5 protein-coding genes are annotated in these 19,902 nt (G+C 75.1%); 3 read left to right on the top strand and 2 right to left on the bottom strand.

The window, feature by feature from the left end; translation table 11 throughout:
* A partial coding sequence (locus AXW62_RS10020) for an amino acid adenylation domain-containing protein (RefSeq protein WP_159060850.1) occupies positions 1–2,234 on the top strand: 2,234 nt, incomplete at its 5' end.
* A gap of 16 nt (positions 2,235–2,250) precedes the next feature.
* The gene (locus AXW62_RS10015) at positions 2,251–3,516 is read left to right on the top strand and encodes a cytochrome P450 (protein WP_060944194.1); all 1,266 of its coding nucleotides are present in this window, start codon (positions 2,251–2,253) and stop codon (positions 3,514–3,516) included.
* Positions 3,517–3,612: 96 nt separating this feature from the next.
* Here AXW62_RS10015 and AXW62_RS10010 read toward each other — a convergent pair whose 3' ends face one another.
* Together AXW62_RS10010 and AXW62_RS10005 are read right to left on the bottom strand one after the other, a co-directional pair.
* Positions 3,613–4,089: a 3-hydroxyacyl-ACP dehydratase FabZ family protein gene (locus tag AXW62_RS10010; RefSeq protein ID WP_030828219.1), complete on the bottom strand. Its 477-nt coding sequence runs from the start codon at positions 4,087–4,089 to the stop codon at positions 3,613–3,615.
* The gene (locus tag AXW62_RS10005) at positions 4,086–4,460 is read right to left on the bottom strand and encodes an ApeI family dehydratase (protein WP_060944193.1); all 375 of its coding nucleotides are present in this window, start codon (positions 4,458–4,460) and stop codon (positions 4,086–4,088) included. Before AXW62_RS10005 ends, AXW62_RS10010 begins: the two co-directional genes overlap by 4 nt.
* A 232-nt stretch (positions 4,461–4,692) precedes the next feature.
* Here AXW62_RS10005 and AXW62_RS10000 point away from each other — a divergent pair, with 232 nt between their 5' ends.
* Positions 4,693–19,881: a non-ribosomal peptide synthetase gene (locus AXW62_RS10000; RefSeq protein WP_060944192.1), complete on the top strand. Its 15,189-nt coding sequence runs from the start codon at positions 4,693–4,695 to the stop codon at positions 19,879–19,881.
* The last annotated feature ends 21 nt before the right edge of the window (positions 19,882–19,902 follow it).

The following is a 19,902-nucleotide window of genomic DNA, read 5'->3' as shown; positions in this document are numbered from 1 at the left end:
GGTCCGGCGCGCCTGCCGGGCCTGCCGCGCCCGCCGTATCCGCCGCGCCCGCCGCCCCCGCCCGGTCTGCCGGGCCGGACGGGCCCGCCGGGCCTGCCGCGTCCGGCGGTCCCCGGTGGCGTGCGCAGAGCCCCGCGTACGTGATCTACACCTCGGGGTCCACCGGGCGGCCCAAGGGTGTCGTGGTGGAGCACCGTGCGTTCGCCCAGTACCTCGACCACGCCGCCGAGGCATACCCGTCGCTGGCGGAGCGGGCCCTGCTGCACTCGCCGGTCTCCTTCGACATGGCGGTCACCTCGCTGTTCGGGCCGCTGACCACCGGCGGCTGTGTGCACGTGGCGGAGCTGGAGCAGCCCGCGGACGGGCGGGTCCGGCCCGCGTTCTGCAAGGTCACCCCGTCGCACCTGCCGCTGCTGACCGGTATGGACCCGGAGTGCTCGCCGACCCGCGAGCTGGTGATCGGCGGTGAGCAGCTGCTGGGCGAGGCGCTGGCCCCGTGGCGCGCCGCGCACCCGGACGTGGCCGTGGTGAACGAGTACGGGCCGACCGAGGCCACCGTCGGCTGCGCCGTGCTGCGGCTGGAACCGGGCGAGGAGACGCCGTCCGGCGCGGTGCCGATCGGCCGGCCGACGCCGAACACCCGGCTGTACGTGCTCGACGCGGGGCTGCGGCCCGCGCCGCGCGGCGCCGTCGGCGAGCTGTACATCGGCGGCGGCCAGCTGGCCCGCGGCTATCTGGGCCGGCCCGCGCTGACCGCGGAGCGGTTCGTGGCCGATCCGTTCGGCGCGCCGGGCGGCCGGCTGTACCGCACCGGCGACCTGGCGCGCTGGAGGGCGGACGGGCAGCTGGAGTACCTGGGCCGGGTGGATCAGCAGGTCAAGGTCCGCGGCTACCGCGTGGAACTCGGCGAGATCGAGGCCGCGCTGGCCCGGGACCCGCAGGTGGCACAGGCCGTGGTCGTGCTGCGCACCGACCAGGGCGCGGGCGGGCGGCTGGCCGCCTATCTGGTGCCGGCCCAGGACGGCGGGCTGGACGTCGCCGCGGTGCGCGAGCGGCTGTCGGCGGCCGTGCCCGGGTACATGGTCCCGGCCGCGTTCACGGTGCTCGACGAGCTGCCGCTGAACACCGGCGGAAAGGTCGACCGCGGGGCGCTGCCCGCACCCGACCACACCCCCCGCGCGTGGAGCGGACCGCGCACCCCGCAGGAGGAGATCCTGTGCGGGCTGTTCCGGGAGGAGCTGGGGCTGGACGTGGTGGGCGTCCACGACAGCTTCTTCGACCTCGGCGGCGACAGCATCATGTCGATGAGCCTGGTCAACCGGATCCGGTCGGCGTTCGGCGTCAAGCTGGGCATGCGGACCGTGCTGACCGCGCCCACCGTCGCCGAACTGGCCCTGAGGCTCGGCGGCGACGCGGAGCAGGACTCGCTGGAGGTGCTGCTTCCGCTGCGCGAGCACGGCAGCCGCACCCCGCTGTTCTGCGTACACCCGGTGGGCGGGCTGAGCTGGAGCTACTCGGCGCTGCTGCGCAGCGTGGACGCCGAGCACCCGGTCTACGGGCTGCAGAGCCGGGGGCTCACCGGCGGGGACGGCCCGCTCCCCGCGACGCTGGAGGAGATGGCGGCCGACTACGTGGCCCAGATCCGCCGCGTCCAGCCCACCGGACCGTACGCCCTGCTCGGCTGGTCGCTCGGCGGCACGGTCATCCACGCCATGGCGGCGCTGTTGCAGGCCGCGGGCGAGGAGGTGGCGCTGCTGGTCAACCTGGACGAGTACCCGATCGACCGCTCCGAGCCGCTGCCGGACCGGACGCCGGACGAACAGGACGCGCTGCGCGTGCTGCTGGACTTCGTGGGCTACGACGTGGCCGCCCTGGGCGACGCGCCGCTGTCCCACGGCCAGGTGGTGACCATGCTGCGGGAGCGGCAGTCCGTGCTGGCCAGCCTGGACGAGGACGACGTCGCCGCGCTGGCCCGTGCCTTCGCCCACAACCGCCGGCTGTTCCTGGCCCATGAACCTGCCCGGTACCAGGGCGACCTGCTGGTGCTGGTGGCCGAGGAGGACCCGTCGGTGCCCGCGGCCGAGCTGGCGGCCCGCGCCGAGCGGTGGCGCCCGTACGTCGGCGGCCGGATCGAGCACCGGCGGATCGCGTGCGCCCATCCGTACCTGATGCGGCCCGAACCGGCCGCCGAGATCGGCCGCGTACTCAACGAGAAGCTCCGGGAACTCAAGTGACCCGATTGGTGGAGGGATGAGCGTGCAGACTGCGACGAGCCGGACCGAGGTCCCGGAGGAGATCTCGGCGGTCAACCTGGTCGACCCCAAGACCTACCTGGAACACGACATGGACGCGTACTGGCGCCGGCTGCGCGCCGACCACCCGCTGTACTGGCACCCGCCGGTCGACGGCAACCCCGGCTTCTGGGTGGTCAGCCGCTACGCCGACGTGATGGCGCTCTACCGGGACAACCAGCGGCTCACCTCCGAGAAGGGCAACGTCCTGGTGACGCTGCTGGCGGGCGGCGACTCGGCGGCCGGCCAGATGCTGGCGGTGACCGACGGCCGGCGCCACAAGGACCTGCGCAATGTGATGCTCAAGGCGTTCTCGCCGCGCGCCCTGTCCAAGGTCGCGGCGCTGGTCAGGGCCAACGCGCGGCGGATGATCGCCGACGCGGTCCGGCGCGGGGAGGGGGACTTCGCGGCCGAGGTGGCCTCGGTGATCCCGCTGACCACCGTGGGCGGGCTGCTCGGGGTGCCGGTGAAGGACCACGCCTACCTGCTGGGGCTGACCAAGTCCTCGCTCAGCTCGGACGAGGCGGACCAGGCCCCGGAGGAGGCGTTCCTGGCGCGCAACGAGATCCTGCTGTACTTCAGCGACCTGGTCGCCGAGCGGCGCGCCGATCCGCAGGACGACGTGATCACCACGCTCACCCGCAGCGAGATCGACGGGGTGCCGCTGACCGATCAGGACATCGTCTTCAACTGCTACAGCCTGATCCTGGGCGGCGACGAGACCAGCCGGCTCACGATGATCGATTCCCTCTACACGCTCAGCCGCGAGCCGGAGCAGTGGAAGCGGCTCAAGGAGGGTTCGGTGACGCTGGAGTCGGCCACCGAGGAGACGCTGCGCTGGGCCACCCCCGCGATGAACTTCGGCCGCACCGCGCTGGTCGACGTCGAGATCGCCGGCGGGACGATCAAGGCGGGCGACGTGGTCACGCTGTGGAACACCTCGGCCAACCGCGACGAGTCGGTCTTCGACAACCCCTATGTCCTGGACCTCGGCCGCACCCCGAACAAGCACATCACCTTCGGCTACGGTCCGCACTTCTGCCTCGGCGCCTATCTGGCGCGGGTGGAGGTGAAGGAGATGCTGGACGCGCTGCGGACCTTCACCCGCGGTGTCGAGCTGACCGGTGAGCCGCGCCGGATCCACTCCAACCTGATGACCGGGATGTCGACGCTGCCGGTCCGGTTCCTGCCGGACGAGGCGGGGCTGGCCACCGCCGACTCCTGAGCACCGTTGCGGACACCGGGCCGCCCGGTGCCCGCGTCCGGACACCGGGCCGCCCGGTACCCCCGCGGGGGCACCGGGCGGCCCGGTGTCGCCGGTTCAGGGCCCGTCGCCGCCCGGGGGACGCAGCGCGCTCGCGGGGCGGAAGGCCATCACCATCCGCCCGATGGACACCACCACGCCCCCGTCCACCAGGCTCTCCCCCTCGAAGATCAGATGGTCCCCGAGGGACTTGACGATCCTCGCCCGGTGCTCCAGCAGCACTCCGGGCAGGACCGTGCGGTGCACCACGACATCGCTCATCCCGCCGAGCAGCATCATGCCCTCGGGCAGCTCACCGCTGAGCCGGGACAGGATTCCGGCGGCCTGGCCCCAGGACTCGATCACCAGGGCCGGCGGATAGCCGAGCCGTTCGGCGGGGGTGCCCTCGGGCAGCCGCGCGTACCACGGCTCATTGCAGGTGACGGCCTTGGCCGCGACGATCCGCTCGCCGGGGACGACGTCCAGCACCCGGTCCACCAGCAGCATGGGGCGGCGGCGCGGGAGCAGCCGGCGCACCCCGTCCAGTTCGATCACCGGTCCGCCTCCCCGACGTAGCGCAACCGGGCGGTGGCCGCCGTACCGCGTACGGTGCTCGCGGTGGCCAGCGAGGTCCACTCGTCCTCGCCCGAGCGCTGCCAGGTCAGCCCGACCGTCAGCTCCTCGCCGGGGAACACGGCGCCCAGGAACCGCACCCGGTCCACCGCGCGCCAGCGCAGGCCCGGGGCGGGCAGGGTGGCCTCGGCACTCGCCCGCAGATACTCCAGGACGCACACCCCGGGCAGCACGGGGAAGTCCGGGCACGGGGCCGCGAGCAGCGTCTCGAGCGACGTGGTGTGGGTGACCTCGGTGGTCAGCGGCGCCGGGGCCCGCTCGCGGCGCTCGGCATCCTGCCGTCTGGCGTTCATGGCTCACAGGGTGCCCGTGGCGCGCAGTGCCGCCTACATCGCCTTGAATAGTTCAAATCGGAAGCGTCACTACGCCTCCCGGGCCACGTACTCAATTCTTTGCACTGTCGTTGTCGCACCTCACGGGCGTCGGACAGGCTGCGACCAGTGAAGGCTGTTCAGCCGACTGTCTCCTTTCTCCCATCGAATGTGGAGTGAGTGCATGTCTGTCCCGCAGGGTGTTCGTTTCCGCTTGACCGACGGCCAGCGGGGAATCTGGTACGCCGTCCAGGGCGATCCCGCCAATCCGCTCTTCGGCCTGGCGGAGCGGGTGGACATCCAGGGCCCCGTCGACGCCGGGCTGTTCGAGGCCGCCCTGCGGCGGGTGGTGGACGAGACCGAGGCCCTGCGGGTGTCCTTCGGCGCGGACGCCGACGGCCCCTACCAGGTGGTGGCGCCCGGACTCGACTGGCCGTTCCACCTCGTGGACGTGTCCGGACGGGACGATCCGGAGGCCGCCGTGCGCGAGTGGACCGCGGCCGACCAGCGGCGGCCGGTGGACCTCGCGGCCGGACCGCTGTTCACCTTCGCGCTGTTCCGGCTCGCCGCCGACCGGTACGTCTGGTACCAGCGCCACCACCACATCGCGCTGGACGGCCTGAGCGTGGGCATGGTCGCGCGCCGGGTCGCCGCCGTGTACTCGGCCGCCGCGGCGGGCCGGCCGTGCCCGGAGCCCGGCCACGGCGGTCTGCGGGAACTCATCGAGGCCGACGCCGCGTACGGCGGGTCCGAGGAGATCGCCCGCGACCGGCGGTACTGGGCCGAGCAGCTCGCCGACCGCCCCGAGGCCCAGGGCCTCACCGCACAGCCCACCCGCTACCCGGACGGCCCGCTGCTGCGGGCGGTCGCCACGCTGGAACCGGCCGCCGTGGCGTCGATCCGGTCGCTGGCCCGCGAGGCCGGTACCGCCTGGCCGACGGTGGCCGTCGCCGCCCAGGCGCTGTACCTGCACCGGATCACCGGCCGCACCGATGTGGTGCTGGCCCTCCCGGTCGCGGCCCGGCCCGGCGGCGACGCCGCGAAGGTGCCCGGCATGGTGTCCAACCTCGTACCGCTGCGGCTGTCGGTACGGCCCGGGGACACCGTCGCCGGGCTGCTGGGCCAGGTCTCCCGGCGGATGCGCGGCGCCCTGCGCCACCAGCACTACCGCTACGAGGAGCTGCGCCGCGACGTCGGCGCGCTGGCCGACGGCAGGCGCCTGGTCGGCCCGCGCGTCAACATCATCATGTTCGACTACGACCTGGACTTCGGCGGCCACCCGGGCGTGGTGCACAACCTGACCATCGGCCACGACGACGACCTGACCGTCGTCATCGACAACCGGGCGGGCGACGGCGGGCTGCGGGTGGAGCTCAACGCCAGCCCCGAGCTGTACTCCGCGGCCGAGGTGGAGCGCCACGGCCAGCGGCTGACCGGACTCCTGCGCGCCCTGGGCGCCGGTGCGCCGGACCGGCCGCTCGGCGCGCTGGACATCGCCACCGAGGCCGAGCGCCGGCAGGTGCTGGTGGACTTCCACGGCGGGACGGCCGGGCTTCCCGGGGAGGTTCACGGCGGGACGGCCGGGCTTCCCGGGGAGCGTGACGGCGAGTCGGTCGCGCTTCCCGGGGAGCGTGGCGGCGACGCCGACCGGGCCGCCACCACCGCGCCGTCCGCCACCCTCCCCGAGCTGTTCGAGGCGCGGGTGCGGGAGTGCCCCGAGGCGCGGGCGGTGTCCCTCGGCGCGGACGCGCTGACCTACGCCGAGCTGAACGCGCGGGCGAACGCGCTGGCCCGGCTGCTGGTCGGGCGCGGCGCCGGGCCGGGCCGGTTCGTGGGCCTGGTGCTGCCCCGCTCGATCGACCTGGTGGTGGCGCTGCTGGCGGTGGTGAAGTCGGGCGCCGCCTACGTGCCCATCGACCCCGCCTACCCGGCGGACCGGATCGCGTACACCATCGCCGACGTGGACCTGACCCTGCTCGTGACGGGCACCGGGGTCGAGGTGGCCCTGCCCGAGGGCGTGGCACGGGTGGTGCTGGGCGACGAGGCGGTGCGGGAGCGGCTCGCCGCCCTGCCCGGCACCGATCTGACCGACGCCGACCGGCCCGCGCCCCTGCTGCCGGCGGCCCCCGCGTACGTCATCTACACCTCCGGTTCCACCGGGCGCCCCAAGGGCGTCGTGGTCTCCCACCGGAACGTGGTCCGGCTGTTCGCCGCCACCCGCCGGTGGTTCCCCTTCGCCGCCGACGAGGTGTGGACCCTGTTCCACTCCTACGCCTTCGACTTCTCGGTGTGGGAGCTGTGGGGGCCGCTGCTGCACGGCGGGCGGCTCGTGGTGGTCCCGTTCGAGGTGTCCCGGTCGCCGGAGCGCTTCCTGCGGCTGCTGGCGGACGAGCGGGTGACCTTCCTCAACCAGACCCCGTCGGCGTTCTACCAGCTCGTCGGCGCCGACCGGGAGGACCCGGCGACCGGCGACCGGCTGGCGCTGCGCCATGTGGTCTTCGGCGGCGAGGCGCTGGACCTGGGGCGGCTGGCCGACTGGTACGAACGCCACGGCGAGGGCGCCGCGTGCGCACCGCTGCTGGTCAACATGTACGGCATCACCGAGACCACGGTGCACGTCAGCCACCTCGCCCTGGACCGCGAACTCGCCGCCTCCGGCGCCGGATCGCTGATCGGCCGGGGAATCCCCGACCTGCGGGTGCGGGTGCTGGACGGCGCGCTGCGCCCGGCGCCCCCGGGGGTGGCCGGGGAGATGTACGTGGCGGGCGCCGGTGTCGCGCAGGGCTATCTGAAGCGGCCAGGGCTGAGCGCCTCCCGGTTCGTGGCCGACCCGTTCGCGGGCGACGGCAGCCGGATGTACCGCACCGGTGACCTGGCGCGCTGGACCGCCGACGGGCTGCTGGAGTACCTCGGCCGCGCCGACGACCAGGTGAAGATCCGGGGGTTCCGGATCGAGACCGGCGAGATCGCGGCGGCGCTGTCGGCCTGCCAGGGCGTCGCCGACTGCGCCGTGGTCGCCGCGGACGACCGGGGCGGTGAGCGGCGGCTGGTGGCCTATGTGGTGCCGCAGGTCCCCGGTGAGGCGCTGGATCCGGGGCTGCTGCGCAAGAAGCTCGGCGCGTCGCTGCCGGACTATATGCTGCCCGCCGCGTTCGTCACCCTGCCCGCGCTGCCCCTGACCCCCAGCGGCAAGCTGGACACACGGGCGCTGCCGGAGCCGGAGGTGACCGGCGGGGCGGCCGGCCGCGACGCCCGCACCCCGGGCGAGCAGGTGCTGGCCGGGCTGTTCGCCGAGGTGCTCGGCGTGCCCGAGGTGGGGGTGGACGACAACTTCTTCGCGCTCGGCGGCCATTCGCTGGCCGCCACCCGGCTGGCCGGCCGCGCCCGCTCGGTGCTCGGCGTGGAACTCGCCGTCCACGAGGTGTTCGACCGGCCCACCGTGGCCGCGCTCGCCGGACTGCTGGACACCGCGGGGGCGGCGCGGGCCCCGCTGGTCCCGGTGGACCGGCCCGATCCCATGCCGCTGTCGTTCGCGCAGGCCCGGCTGTGGTTCCTCGACCGGCTCGACGGCCGAGGCCCCACGTACAACATCCCCTTCGTGGTGCGGATGTCCGGTGAGCTGGACGTCCCGGCGCTGCGGGCGGCCATCCGGGACGTTCTGCTGCGGCACGAGAGCCTGCGCACCGTCTTCCCCGACACGGCCGGTGAGCCCCGGCAGCACCTGGTGGCCGCCGAGGAGCTGCCGCCGCTGCCGTACGTGTCCGAGGTGGCCGCCGCGGACCTGCCCGCCGCCCTGGCCGCCGCCGCGGCCCACAGCTTCCGGCTCGCCACCGAACTGCCGCTGCGGGCCGAGCTGTTCCACCTCGGCGGCGATGAGCACGTGCTGTCCGTCGTGGTCCACCACATCGCCGGGGACGGCTGGTCCCTGGCGCCGCTGGTGCGCGATCTGTCGGCCGCCTACACCGCCCGCCGCGACGGCCGGGCCCCCGGCTGGGAGCCGCTGCCGGTCGCCTACGCCGACTACACCCTCTGGCAGCGGTCGCTGCTGGGCGAGGAATCCGACGAGACCAGCCCGCTGGCCCGTCAGCTGGCGTACTGGAAGACCGCGCTGGCCGGTCTGCCCGAGGAGCCGGCCCTGCCCACCGACCGGCCCCGGCCCGCGGTGGCGAGCCACCGCGGCGCCGTAGTGGAGTGTGACATCAGCCCCGGACTCCACCGTGAGCTGCTCGCCGTCGCCCACGCCGGCGGCGCCAGCGTCTTCATGGTGCTCCAGGCGGCGCTGGCCGTGCTGCTGTCCAAGCTCGGCGCGGGCGAGGACATCCCGGTCGGCAGCCCGGTCGCCGGCCGGACCGACGAGGCCCTGGACGACATGGTCGGGTTCTTCGTCAATACGCTGGTGCTGCGCACCGACACCTCCGGGCGGCCGTCGTTCACCGAGCTGGTCGACCGGGTCCGCCGGGCCGACCTGGCGGCCTACGCGCACCAGGACGTGCCGTTCGAGCGGCTGGTGGAGGTGCTCAACCCGGACCGCTCGCGGTCCCGGCACCCGCTGTTCCAGATCCTGCTGAGCATGCAGGACCACCCGGACCGCTCGCTGGACCTGCCCGGACTGACCGCCTCGGTGGCCCCGGGCGACCTGACCATCGCCAAGTTCGACCTCCAGTTCGACTTCAGCGAGCGGCGGGACGCGGCGGGGGCGCCCGCCGGGATCGGCGGACAGGTGCTGTACGCCACCGATCTGTACGACGCCGGGACCGTGCGCCGGATGGTGCGGCGGTTTCTGAGGGTGCTGGAGTCGGCCGTCGCACGGCCCGGGGCGAGCATCGCCGAGATCGACGTCCTGGAGCCCGAGGAGACCCGCCGGCTGGCCGTGGAGTGGACCGGCCCGGTCCGCGAGGTGCCCGCGCTCACCGGCTCGGTGCCCGACCGGTTCGCCGAGCGGGTGGCCGCCGCGCCGGACGCCACCGCGCTCGTCGCCGCCGACTCCACCGCGATCAGCTACCGGGAGCTGGACCGGCGCGCCAACCGGCTCGCACACCGGCTGCTCGCCGCGGGCGTCGGCCCGGAGTCGCGGGTGGCCGTGCTCCAGCAGCGCTCGGTGGAACTCGTCGTCTCGCTGCTCGCCGTGCTCAAGGCCGGTGGCGCCTACGTGCCGCTGGACGCCCGCGCCCCGCAGACCCGCTGGGAGCAGGTGATGGCGCGGACCGAACCGTCGGTGCTGCTCGTCGACCGGGCCCAGCCGGAGCCGGAGTTCCCCCACGGGGCCACCACCATCGTGGTGGACGACGACCCCACCGGGCAGCCCCCCGCCCCGGACGCCCCGGCCGATGCCGCCCCCGACGTGGCCGTCCACCCCGAGCGGCTCGCGTACGTGATGTTCACCTCTGGCTCGACCGGCCTCCCCAAGGGCGTCGCGGTCACCCACCGCGACCTGCTGGCGTTCGCCCTGGACGGCTGCTTCGACACCGGCGCCCACCGCCGGGTGCTGCTGCACGCGCCGCACGCCTTCGACGCCGCCAACTACGAGCTGTGGGTGCCGCTGCTCACCGGCGGCACGGTCGTCATCGCCCCGCCGCAGGACGTGGACGTGCGCACGCTGCGCCGGATGATCACCGAGCACGGCGTCACCGGACTGCACCTGACCGCCGGGCTGTTCCGCGTCGTGGCCGAGAACGACCTGGACTGCCTGACCGGTGTGCGGGAGCTGCTGGCCGGCGGCGACGTGGTGCCCGGTACGGCGGTGCGCGCCCTGCTCGAGCGGTTCCCCGGGATGGTGTTCAAGGACACCTACGGCCCGACCGAGACCACCTCCTTCGCCACCTGCCACCGGCTGACCTCCGCCGACCGGGTGCCCGACGTGGTACCGATCGGCACCCCGCTGGACAACACCCGGGCCCAGGTCCTGGACGACCAGTTGCGCCGGGTGCCGCCGGGCGTGGTCGGCGAGCTGTACCTCGCGGGCGAGGGCCTGGCGCGCGGCTACTGGCGGGCCCCCGCGCTCAGCGCGGAGCGGTTCGTCGCCGACCCCTACGGTCCGGCGGGGAGCCGGATGTACCGGGTGGGCGACCTCGCCCGCTGGACCGGCGAGGGGGTGCTGGAGTTCGCCGGCCGCGCCGATGACCAGGTGAAGATCCGGGGCTTCCGGATCGAACCCGGTGAGGTCGAGGCCGCCGTCGCCCGCCAGCCCGGTGTCGCCTCCGCCGCCGTGGTCGTGCGCGAGGACCGCGTAGGCGACAAGCGGCTGGTCGCCTACGCGGTGCCCGCCCCGGGCCACCGGCTGGACCCGTCCGCGCTGCGTGAGCGGCTCGCCGAGGCGCTGCCCGACTACCTGGTGCCCGCCGCCGTACTGCCCCTGGACGCCCTGCCGCTCACCCCCAACGGCAAGCTGGACCGCACGGCGCTGCCGGAGCCGTCGCTCACCGGCGAGGGGACGGGCAGGCCGCCGCGCACCCCGCAGGAGCAGGTGCTGTGCGGACTCTTCGCCGAGATCCTCGAACTGGCCTCGGTGTCGGTGGACGACAACTTCTTCTCCCTCGGCGGGCACTCCCTGCTCGCCACCCGGCTGGTGCTGCGCATCCAGGCCGTCCTGGGCGCCGACGTGGCGGTGCGCGACCTGTTCGACGCGCCCACCGTCGCCGAACTGGCCCGGCTGGTCGACCGGGCCACCGGGGCGCGCACCCCGCTGACGCCCCAGGAGCGCCCCGAGGTGGTGCCGCTGGCGTACCCGCAGCGCGGGCTGTGGTTCATCAACCAGCTGGACCACGCGGACGGCACCTACAACCTGGGGGTGTCGCTGCGCTTCACCGGACGGCTGGACCGCGCCGCGCTCCACACCGCGCTGCACGACGTCATCGGCCGTCACGAGAGCCTGCGCACCCTCTTCCCCGACCGCGACGGGGTGCCCTGCCAGCTGGTGCTGGACCCCGACGCGGCCCGCGCCGAGATCCGGGTCTCCGAGGTGGCCGAGGAACGGCTGGACGAGGCGCTGTCGCGGGCCGCGCGGCGCGGTTTCGACCTCGCCCGCGACCTGCCGGTCCGCGCCGACCTGCTGGTGCTCAGCCCCACCGAACACGTCTTCCTGATCGTGGTGCACCACATCGTCGCCGACGGCTGGTCCTTCGGCCCGCTGGTGGACGATCTGGTCGCCGCCTACACCGCGCGGCGCGCCGGATCCGCCCCCGCCTGGCGCCCGCTGCCGGTGCAGTACGCGGACTACACGCTCTGGCAGGCCGGGCTGCTGGGCGCCGAGGACGACCCGGACAGCCTGCTCGGCCGTCAGCTGGACTACTGGAAGCGGACCCTGGCCGGGCTGCCCGAGCAGCTGGAGCTGCCCACCGACCGGCCCCGCCCGGCGGTGCTGAGCAACGACGGCGACCGCCTGCCGCTGTCCCTGAGCCCCGAGCTGCAGACCGCGCTGACCGACATCGCCCGCTCCAGCGGCGCCAGCCTCTTCATGGTGGTGCAGGCGGGCCTGGCCGGGCTGCTGTCCCGGCTGGGCGCGGGCGAGGACATCCCGATCGGCACGGCCATCGCGGGCCGCAACGACGAGTCCCTGGTGGACGGCATCGGCTTCTTCGTCAACACGCTGGTGCTGCGCAACGACGTGTCCGGCGACCCGACGTTCCGGCAGCTGGTGGAGCGGGTCCGCGAGGTGGACCTGGCGGCCTTCGCCCACCAGGAGGTCCCCTTCGACCTGCTGGTGGAGACCCTCGCCCCGAACCGCTCGCTGTCCCGGCACTCGTTGTTCCAGACGATGCTGACGTTCGAGAACATCCCCGAGCTGAAGCTGCGCTTCCCCGGCCTGGACACCCGGCTGCACCCCGCCAACAACCGGACGGCCAAGTTCGACCTGGACTTCGCGATCGGCGAGACCTTCCACCCCGACGGCTCCCCGGCGGGCCTGACCGGCACGCTGGCCTACAGCACCGACCTGTACGACCGGGCAGGGGCACAGGCGCTGGCCGACCGGTTCACCCGCTTCCTGGAGGCGGTGGCCGCCGATCCGGCCCTGCCCGTCTCGCAGGTCGACATCCTCTCCGCGGCCGAGCGCCGGCAGGCGCTGGCGGGCGGCGAGGTCGGCGGCGAGACCGGCGGGGAGGCCGACGGCGAGGTCGACGGCGAGGTCCGCGGCGAGGAGACCACCGGCCGTGCCGGTGACATCCCGGCCACGCTGCCGCGCGGGGTCGAGGCGTGGGCCGCGCGCACCCCGGACGCGCTCGCGGTCACCGGCGCGGAACGGCTGACGTACGCCGAACTCGACGCGCGGGCCAACCGGCTGGCGCACCGGCTGCGCGACGCCGGAGTGGGCGCCGAGACCCCGGTGGCGATGGTGCTGGAGCGCTCGGCGGACGTGGTGGTCGCCACGCTGGCCGTCACCAAGGCCGGCGGGGTCTACGTCCCGCTCCACCCGAGCCTCCCCGCGGACCGTATGCGGTGGATCCTCGACGAGACCGGCGCGCCCGTGCTGCTGACCGACCGGGCCGACACCGCCTTCGCCGACGGCGCGCGGGTGCTGCGAGTGCGGGACGGGGGCGGAGACGGGGACGGCGGCGATCCGGGCAGCCCGGACCTCCCGGTCCACCCCGACCAGCTCGCCTATGTGATGTACACCTCCGGCTCCACCGGCACGCCCAAGGGCGTGGCGGTGCGCCACCGCGACGTCGTCGCCCTCGCCTCCGACCGGCACTGGCGCACCGAGGCCCACCGGCGGATCCTGCTGCACTCGCCGCACGCCTTCGACGCGGCCAGCTACGAGCTGTGGGTGCCGCTGCTGTCCGGCGGCACCGTCGTCGTCGCGCCGCCGGGGGAGCTCGGCCCCGCCGAGCTGCGCGAGGTGACCGAGCGGTACGGGGTGACCGCCCTGTGGCTCACCAAGGGGCTGTTCGACCTGGTGGCGGAGGAGCGGCCGGACGCCCTGGCCGGGCTGCACACGGTGACCGCCGGCGGTGACGCGCTCTCGCCCGCGCTGCTGCGGCGAGTGCGCGAGGCATGCCCCGGCCTCGTCCTCGCCAACGGCTACGGGCCCACCGAGACCACCACCTTCGCCACCTACCACGTGCTGCGGGAGGCGGATCTGGCGGCGGGCCGCGCGCCCATCGGCGCTCCGCTGGACCGCACCCGGGCGTACGTCCTGGACGGGCGGCTGCGGCCGGTCCCGCCCGGCGTGGCCGGGGAGCTGTACGTGGCCGGGGCCGGGCTGGCCCGGGGCTATCTCAACCGCCCGGAGATGACCGCCGAGCGCTTCGTCGCCTGCCCGTACGGCGCGGCGGGGGAGCGGATGTACCGCACCGGGGACCTGGTGCGCAGACGGCCCGACGGCGTCCTGGAGTACCTGGGCCGGACCGACGCCCAGGTGAAGGTGCGCGGTTTCCGCATCGAACTGGGCGAGATCGAGGCGGTGCTGGGCCGGCACCCCGGGGTCGGCCAGGTGGCCGCGGTGGCGCGGGAGGACGGCGCGGCCGGCAAGCGGCTGGCCGTCTACTGCACCCCCGCCGGGGGGCGGGGGCCGGGCGGTCTCCAGGACGCGGTCCGCCGGTTCGCCGCCCAGGAGCTGCCCGCCTACATGGCGCCCTCGGCCGTGGTGGTGCTGGACGCGCTGCCGCTCACCGCGAACGGCAAGGTCGACCGGGCGGCGCTGCCCGCGCCGCGCCACGCGCCGGCGCCCTCGGGGCGGGCGGCCACCACCCCCCGCGAGGAGATCCTCTGCGGTCTCTTCGCCGAACTGCTCGGGGTCGGCCCGGTGTCGGTCGACGACGACTTCTTCGACCTGGGCGGCCATTCGCTGCTGGCGGCGCGGCTGGTCAACCGGATCCGTACGGCGCTGGACGCCGAACTGTCGGTGCGCACCCTGTTCGAGGCGCCGACCGTGGCCGCGCTCGCGACCGCGCTGGACGGGCGGGAGGCCGCCCGGCGGCCCCTCGTCCCCGCCCAGCGGCCGGAGGTGGTGCCGCTGTCCTTCGCCCAGCGCAGGCTGTGGTTCCTGGGCCGGATGGAGGGGCCGAGCGCCACCTACAACGTGCCGGTGGTGCTCCGGCTGTCCGGGCCGCTGGACCGGGCGGCGCTGGAGCTGGCGCTGTCCGATCTGATCGGCCGGCACGAGAGCCTGCGCACGGTCTTCCCCGAGACCGACGGCTCGCCCCGGCAGCAGGTGTGGGACCCGGACGCGGTGCGGATCCCGCTGACCGTGGTGGAGACCACCGAGGCCGCGCTGCCGGAGCGGCTCGAGGCGACCGCCACCCGCGGCTTCGACCTGACCGTCCAGCTCCCGCTGCGCACCACCCTGTTCGTACTCGGCGAGAGGGAACACGTCCTGGCCCTGGTGATCCACCACATCGCCACCGACGGCTGGTCCACCGCGCCACTATTGCGCGACCTGTCGGCCGCCTACGCCGCCCGCTGCGCGGGCCGGGCCCCGGCCTGGGACCCGCTGCCGCTCGCTTACGCCGACTTCACCCTCTGGCAGCGCGACCACCTCGGCGACGAGGACGACCCGGACAGCCTGGCCGCCCGTCAGCTGGCGTACTGGCGGCAGGCGCTCGCCGGGCTGCCGGACGAGCTGGCCCTGCCCACCGGCCGGCCCCGCCCGGCCGTGGCCGGCCACCGCGGCCGCACCCTGGACTTCGCGCTCGACCCCGGGCTGTACGGCCGTCTCACCGCGCTGGCCCGGTCCCGCGGGGTCAGCACCTTCATGGTGCTGCAGTCGGCGCTGGCCCTGCTGCTGACCAAGCTGGGCGCCGGTGAGGACATCCCGGTCGGCAGCCCCATCGCCGGGCGCCCCGACCAGGCCCTGGAGGATCTGGTCGGCGTCTTCCTGAACACGCTGGTGCTGCGCACCGACACCTCGGGCGACCCGACGTTCGACCAGCTGCTGGCCCGGGTGCGCCGCACCGCGCTGGACGCCTACGCCCACCAGGACATCCCGTTCGAGAGGCTGGTGGAGGTGGTCGACCCGGAGCGGTCCCGGGCCCGGCACCCGCTGTTCCAGGTCATGCTGATGGTCCAGAACATGCCGGCCGCCGAGACCGCGCTGGGCGGGCTCGCCCTGCGGCCCGAGCTGGTCGACCTGGGCGTCGCCAAGGTCGATCTGAGCTTCGCCTTCGGCGAGCGGCCGGAGCGGCCGGGCGCGCTGTCCGGCGTCTGCGAGTACAGCACCGACCTGTTCGACGCGGACAGCGTGACGGCGCTGGTCCGGCGGCTGATCCAGGTGCTGGAGGCGGTGACCGGCGACCCCGGGCTGCGGATCAGCGAGGTCGACGTGTTGTCGGCGGCCGAACGCGAACGGGTGCTGGTCGAGTGGAACGACACCGCGCGACCGCTGCCCGCGCGCCGGGTCCACGAGCTGTACGGGGCGCAGGCCGCCCGTACCCCGTCGGCCGTCGCGGTGGTCTCCGGCGGCGTCGAGCTGACCTACGCCCAGCTGGACGAGCGCGCGAACCGCCTCGCCGCGCTGCTGACCGCCCGCGGGGCGGGCCCCGAACGCCTGGTGGCCGTGGCGCTGCCACGCTCCGCCGACCTGCTCGTCGCCCTGCTGGCCGTGCTCAAGACCGGGGCGGCCTACCTCCCGCTGGACCCGGAGCACCCCAAGGACCGGATCGGCTACACCCTCCGGGACGCCCGCCCCACGCTGGCGCTGGCCACCTCCGCGACGGCGCCACTACTGGCGGAAGGCACCCCCTGCGGCGACAGGCCCGCCGCGGCGGGTGGTGCCGCGGAGCCCGCCGCGGCGGGTGGTGCGGTGGCGGGCGGTGGCGCGGGCGGTGGCTTGGTGGCTGGTGGCGCGGCGGTGAGCGGTGCGGTGGCCGGTGGCGCGGTGGCTGGTGTACCGGCGTTGGCGCTGGACGAGTCGGCTGATCGGGACGAGCGTGGTGAAGGTGCCGCGCGCCGCGACGCGGAAGCCCCCGCGGCGGGTGGTCCCGTGGCGGCGGGTGGCGTGGCGGTCAGCGGCGCGGTGGCCGGTGGTGCGGTGGCCGGTGGCGTGGTGGGCGGCGTTCCGGCGCTGGTGCTGGACGACCCGGCCACCGTCGCCGAACTGGCGGCGGCGCCCACGGCCGCGCCCGGTGTCGTGTGCTCGCCGGACCACCCGGCGTACGTCATCTACACCTCCGGTTCGACCGGCCGCCCGAAGGGCGTGGTCGTCCCGCACCGCGGCCTGAGCAACTTCCTGGACGACATGGGCGAGCGGATCGGCCTCGGCCCCGCCGACCGGCTGCTCGCGGTCACCACGGTGTCGTTCGACATCGCGGCGCTGGAGCTGTACCTGCCGCTGCTGTGCGGCGCGGGCGTGGTGATCGCCGACCGGGACACCGTGCGCGATCCGGCCGCGCTGCTGCGGTTGGCCGACGACACCGGGGCGGGCATCGTCCAGGCGACGCCCTCGCTGTGGCAGGCCATGGTCACCGCGTCGCCGGAGGGCGTGCGCGGGCTGCGGGTGCTGGTCGGCGGTGAGGCGCTGCCGGAGGCCCTGGCCACGCGGCTGCGCGCGTCGGCCGCCGGGCTGACCAACCTCTACGGGCCGACCGAGACCACCATCTGGTCGACGGCCGCGGACCTGACGGACGGCCACGGCGTGCCCTCGATCGGCACCCCGATCGCCAACACCCGGGTCTACGTGCTGGACGACCGGCTGCGCCCGGTCGCCCCCGGGGTGCCGGGCGAGCTGTACATCGCCGGCGCGGGCGTCGTCCGGGGCTACCACAACCGGCCCGCGCTGACCGCGGAGCGGTTCGTGGCCTGCCCGTTCGGCGGCCCCGGCGAGCGCATGTACCGCACGGGCGACATCGTCCGCCGGACCGCCGACGGGCGGCTGGAGTTCTCCGGCCGGGCCGACCACCAGGTGAAGGTGCGCGGCTTCCGGATCGAGCTGGGGGAGATCGAGACGGTGCTGACCGCCCATGAGGCGGTCGGCCAGGCCGTGGCGCTGGCCCGCGCCGACGAGGGCGGCAATGCCCGGCTGGTGGCTTATGTGGTGCCCGCGGCGGTGTCCGGCCCGGCCGGTGACGACCCGGTCGGTGGCCACCCCACCGGCGATCACTCCCCCGGTGACGGCCCTGTCGGTGGCCACTCCGCCGGTGACGGCCCGGCTGGCGACCGCCCCACCGGCGACCACCCCACCGGTGACCGCCCCGCCGGTGGCTACCCGGCTGGTGACCGCCCCGCCGGTGACCACTCGGCCGGTGACGGCCCTGTCGGTGGCCACCCGGCTGGTGACCGCCCCACCGGCGACCACCCCACCGGCGACCGCCCCGCCGGAGGCCAGCCGCTGCCCGGTGCGCAGGGGAGCCCGGCCGAGCCGGGCGCGTTGGATGTCCCCGCGCTGCGGGCGCATCTGGCCGGAGCGCTGCCGGAGTACATGATCCCGTCCGCCTTCGTGGTCCTGGACCGGCTGCCGCTCACCCCGAACGGCAAGCTCGACCGCAAGGCGCTGCCCGCGCCGAGCTTCGGCGCGGCGGCCGGTTCACGGCCCCCGCGGACCCCGGTCGAGGAGGCGCTGTGCGCGGTCTTCGCCGAGGTGCTCCGGCTGACCTCGGTCGGCATCGACGACAGCTTCTTCGAACTGGGCGGCGACAGCATCGTGTCGATGCAGCTGATCGCCCGCGCCCGGGCGGCGGGTCTGGTGCTCCGCGTGGGTGATGTGTTCGAGCACAAGACGGTGGCCGGGCTCGCCGCGGTCGCGGAGGTGCTCGACGACGCGGCCTCCCGCGCACCGGACAACCCGGTCGGCGAGTTCGCCCCCACGCCGATCATGCACTGGCTGCGGGAGCGCGGCGGCGCGATCGACGCCTTCGGCCAGCCGATGCTCGTCCGGACCCCGGCCGGTCTCGACCTGCCGACCCTCACCACCGCGCTCCAGGCGCTGCACGACCGGCACGACGTGCTGCGCGCCCGGCTGGTCCAGGACGCGGAGGGCGGCTGGCGGCTGAGCGTGCCACCGGCCGGGGCGGTGTCCTGCGCGGACCGGGTCCGCCGGATCGACACCGCCCGGGCCCCGGCCGGGGACCTCGCCGCGCTGTACGACCGTGCCCTGACCGAGGCCCGTGCGGGGCTGGCGCCCCGGGACGGCCGGATGGTGCGCGCGGTGTGGTTCGACGCCGGTGCCGGTCGGCCGGGACGGCTGCTGCTCGTCGCCCACCACCTGGTAATCGACGGGATGTCCTGGCGGATCCTGCTGCGGGACCTCGCCGACATCGCGACGGCCGTCGCCGCCGGCCGGGAGCCGGAGCTCACCCCGGTGGGCACCTCGGTGCGCCGGTGGAGCGAACTCCTGGCGGCCGAGGTGCGCAGGCCGGAGCGGCGGGCCGAACTGCCGCTGTGGACGGACCTCCTGTCCGCCCCGGACGCCCAACTCGGCGGGGCCCCGCAGGCTCCTGGGCAGGACCCGGGGCAGGCCCCCGGACAGGCCCCCGGACAGGCCCCCGGACAGGCTCCCGGGCAGGACCCTGGGCAGGACCCGGGGCAGGCTCCCGGGCAGGACCCGGGGCAGACCTTGGGGCAGGACCCGGGGCAGGCCCCCGGGCAGACCACGGGGCAGGCCCCCGAACAGGCTCCCGGGCAGGGCCGGGGGCAGGCCCCCGGGCAGGACCCCGGGCAGGACCCGGCTGGACCGGTCGCCCGCGTCACCGTGACGCTGCCGGCGGCCCGCACCGAGCCGCTGCTCGGCCAGGTGCCGTCGGTGTTCCACTGCGGTGTGGAGGACGTTCTGCTGGCCGCGCTGGCGCTGGCCGTCGCCGACCGGCGCCGCCGGCTGGGCTCCTCGGCCACCTCGGTGCTGGTCGCCGTGGAGGGGCACGGCCGGGACGAGAGCGTCGGGGGCGCGGATCTGTCCCGTACGGTGGGCTGGTTCACCAGCCTGTACCCGGTACGGCTGGACCCCGGCCAGGTGCGGTGGGGCGAGCTGTGGTCGGGCGGCCCGGACACCGGGCGGGTGGTCAAGCGGATCAAGGAACAGCTGCGCGCGGTGCCCGGCACCGGGATCGGCTACGGACTGCTGCGCCACCTGGACCGGGAGGCGGGCGCGGAGCTGGCCCGGCTGGCGGTGCCCCGGATCGGCTTCGGCTACCTGGGCCGGGTCGAGGTCCACGACGGGCCCGGGGGCGACTGGGCCCCGGCGTCCGAGGCGCTCGGGCTCGACCTCGGCGGCGACGGTCCGGGCACCCCGTACGGACTGGAGCTGACCGCCGTCACCGTCGACCGCCCCGGTGGCCCGGAACTCATGGTGACCTGGACCTACGCCCGCGATGTGCTGTCCGAGGCGGAGGTACGGGAGGTCGGCGAGGCGTGGCTGCGCGCCCTGGAGGGGATGGCGCTGCACGCGGCCGGACCCGGTGCGGGCGGCCACACCCCCTCCGACCTCGCCCTGTCGGATCTGGAGCAGGAGGAGATCGAGTTGCTGGAGGACGAGTGGTGAAACGACGAGTGGTGAAACGTC

Origin of the sequence: Streptomyces hygroscopicus subsp. hygroscopicus (assembly GCF_001553455.1) — a bacterium.
GTDB lineage: Bacteria > Actinomycetota > Actinomycetes > Streptomycetales > Streptomycetaceae > Streptomyces > Streptomyces hygroscopicus.
This window is presented reverse-complemented; position numbering and strand designations above follow the sequence as displayed.

Bases quoted from the DNA above. Each gene is read 5' to 3' on its own strand.
- AXW62_RS10005 (WP_060944193.1), bottom strand. From the start codon at position 4,460: ATGAACGCCAGACGGCAGGATGCCGAGCGCCGCGAGCGGGCCCCGGCG.
- AXW62_RS10015 (WP_060944194.1), top strand. From the start codon at position 2,251: ATGAGCGTGCAGACTGCGACGAGCCGGACCGAGGTCCCGGAGGAGATC.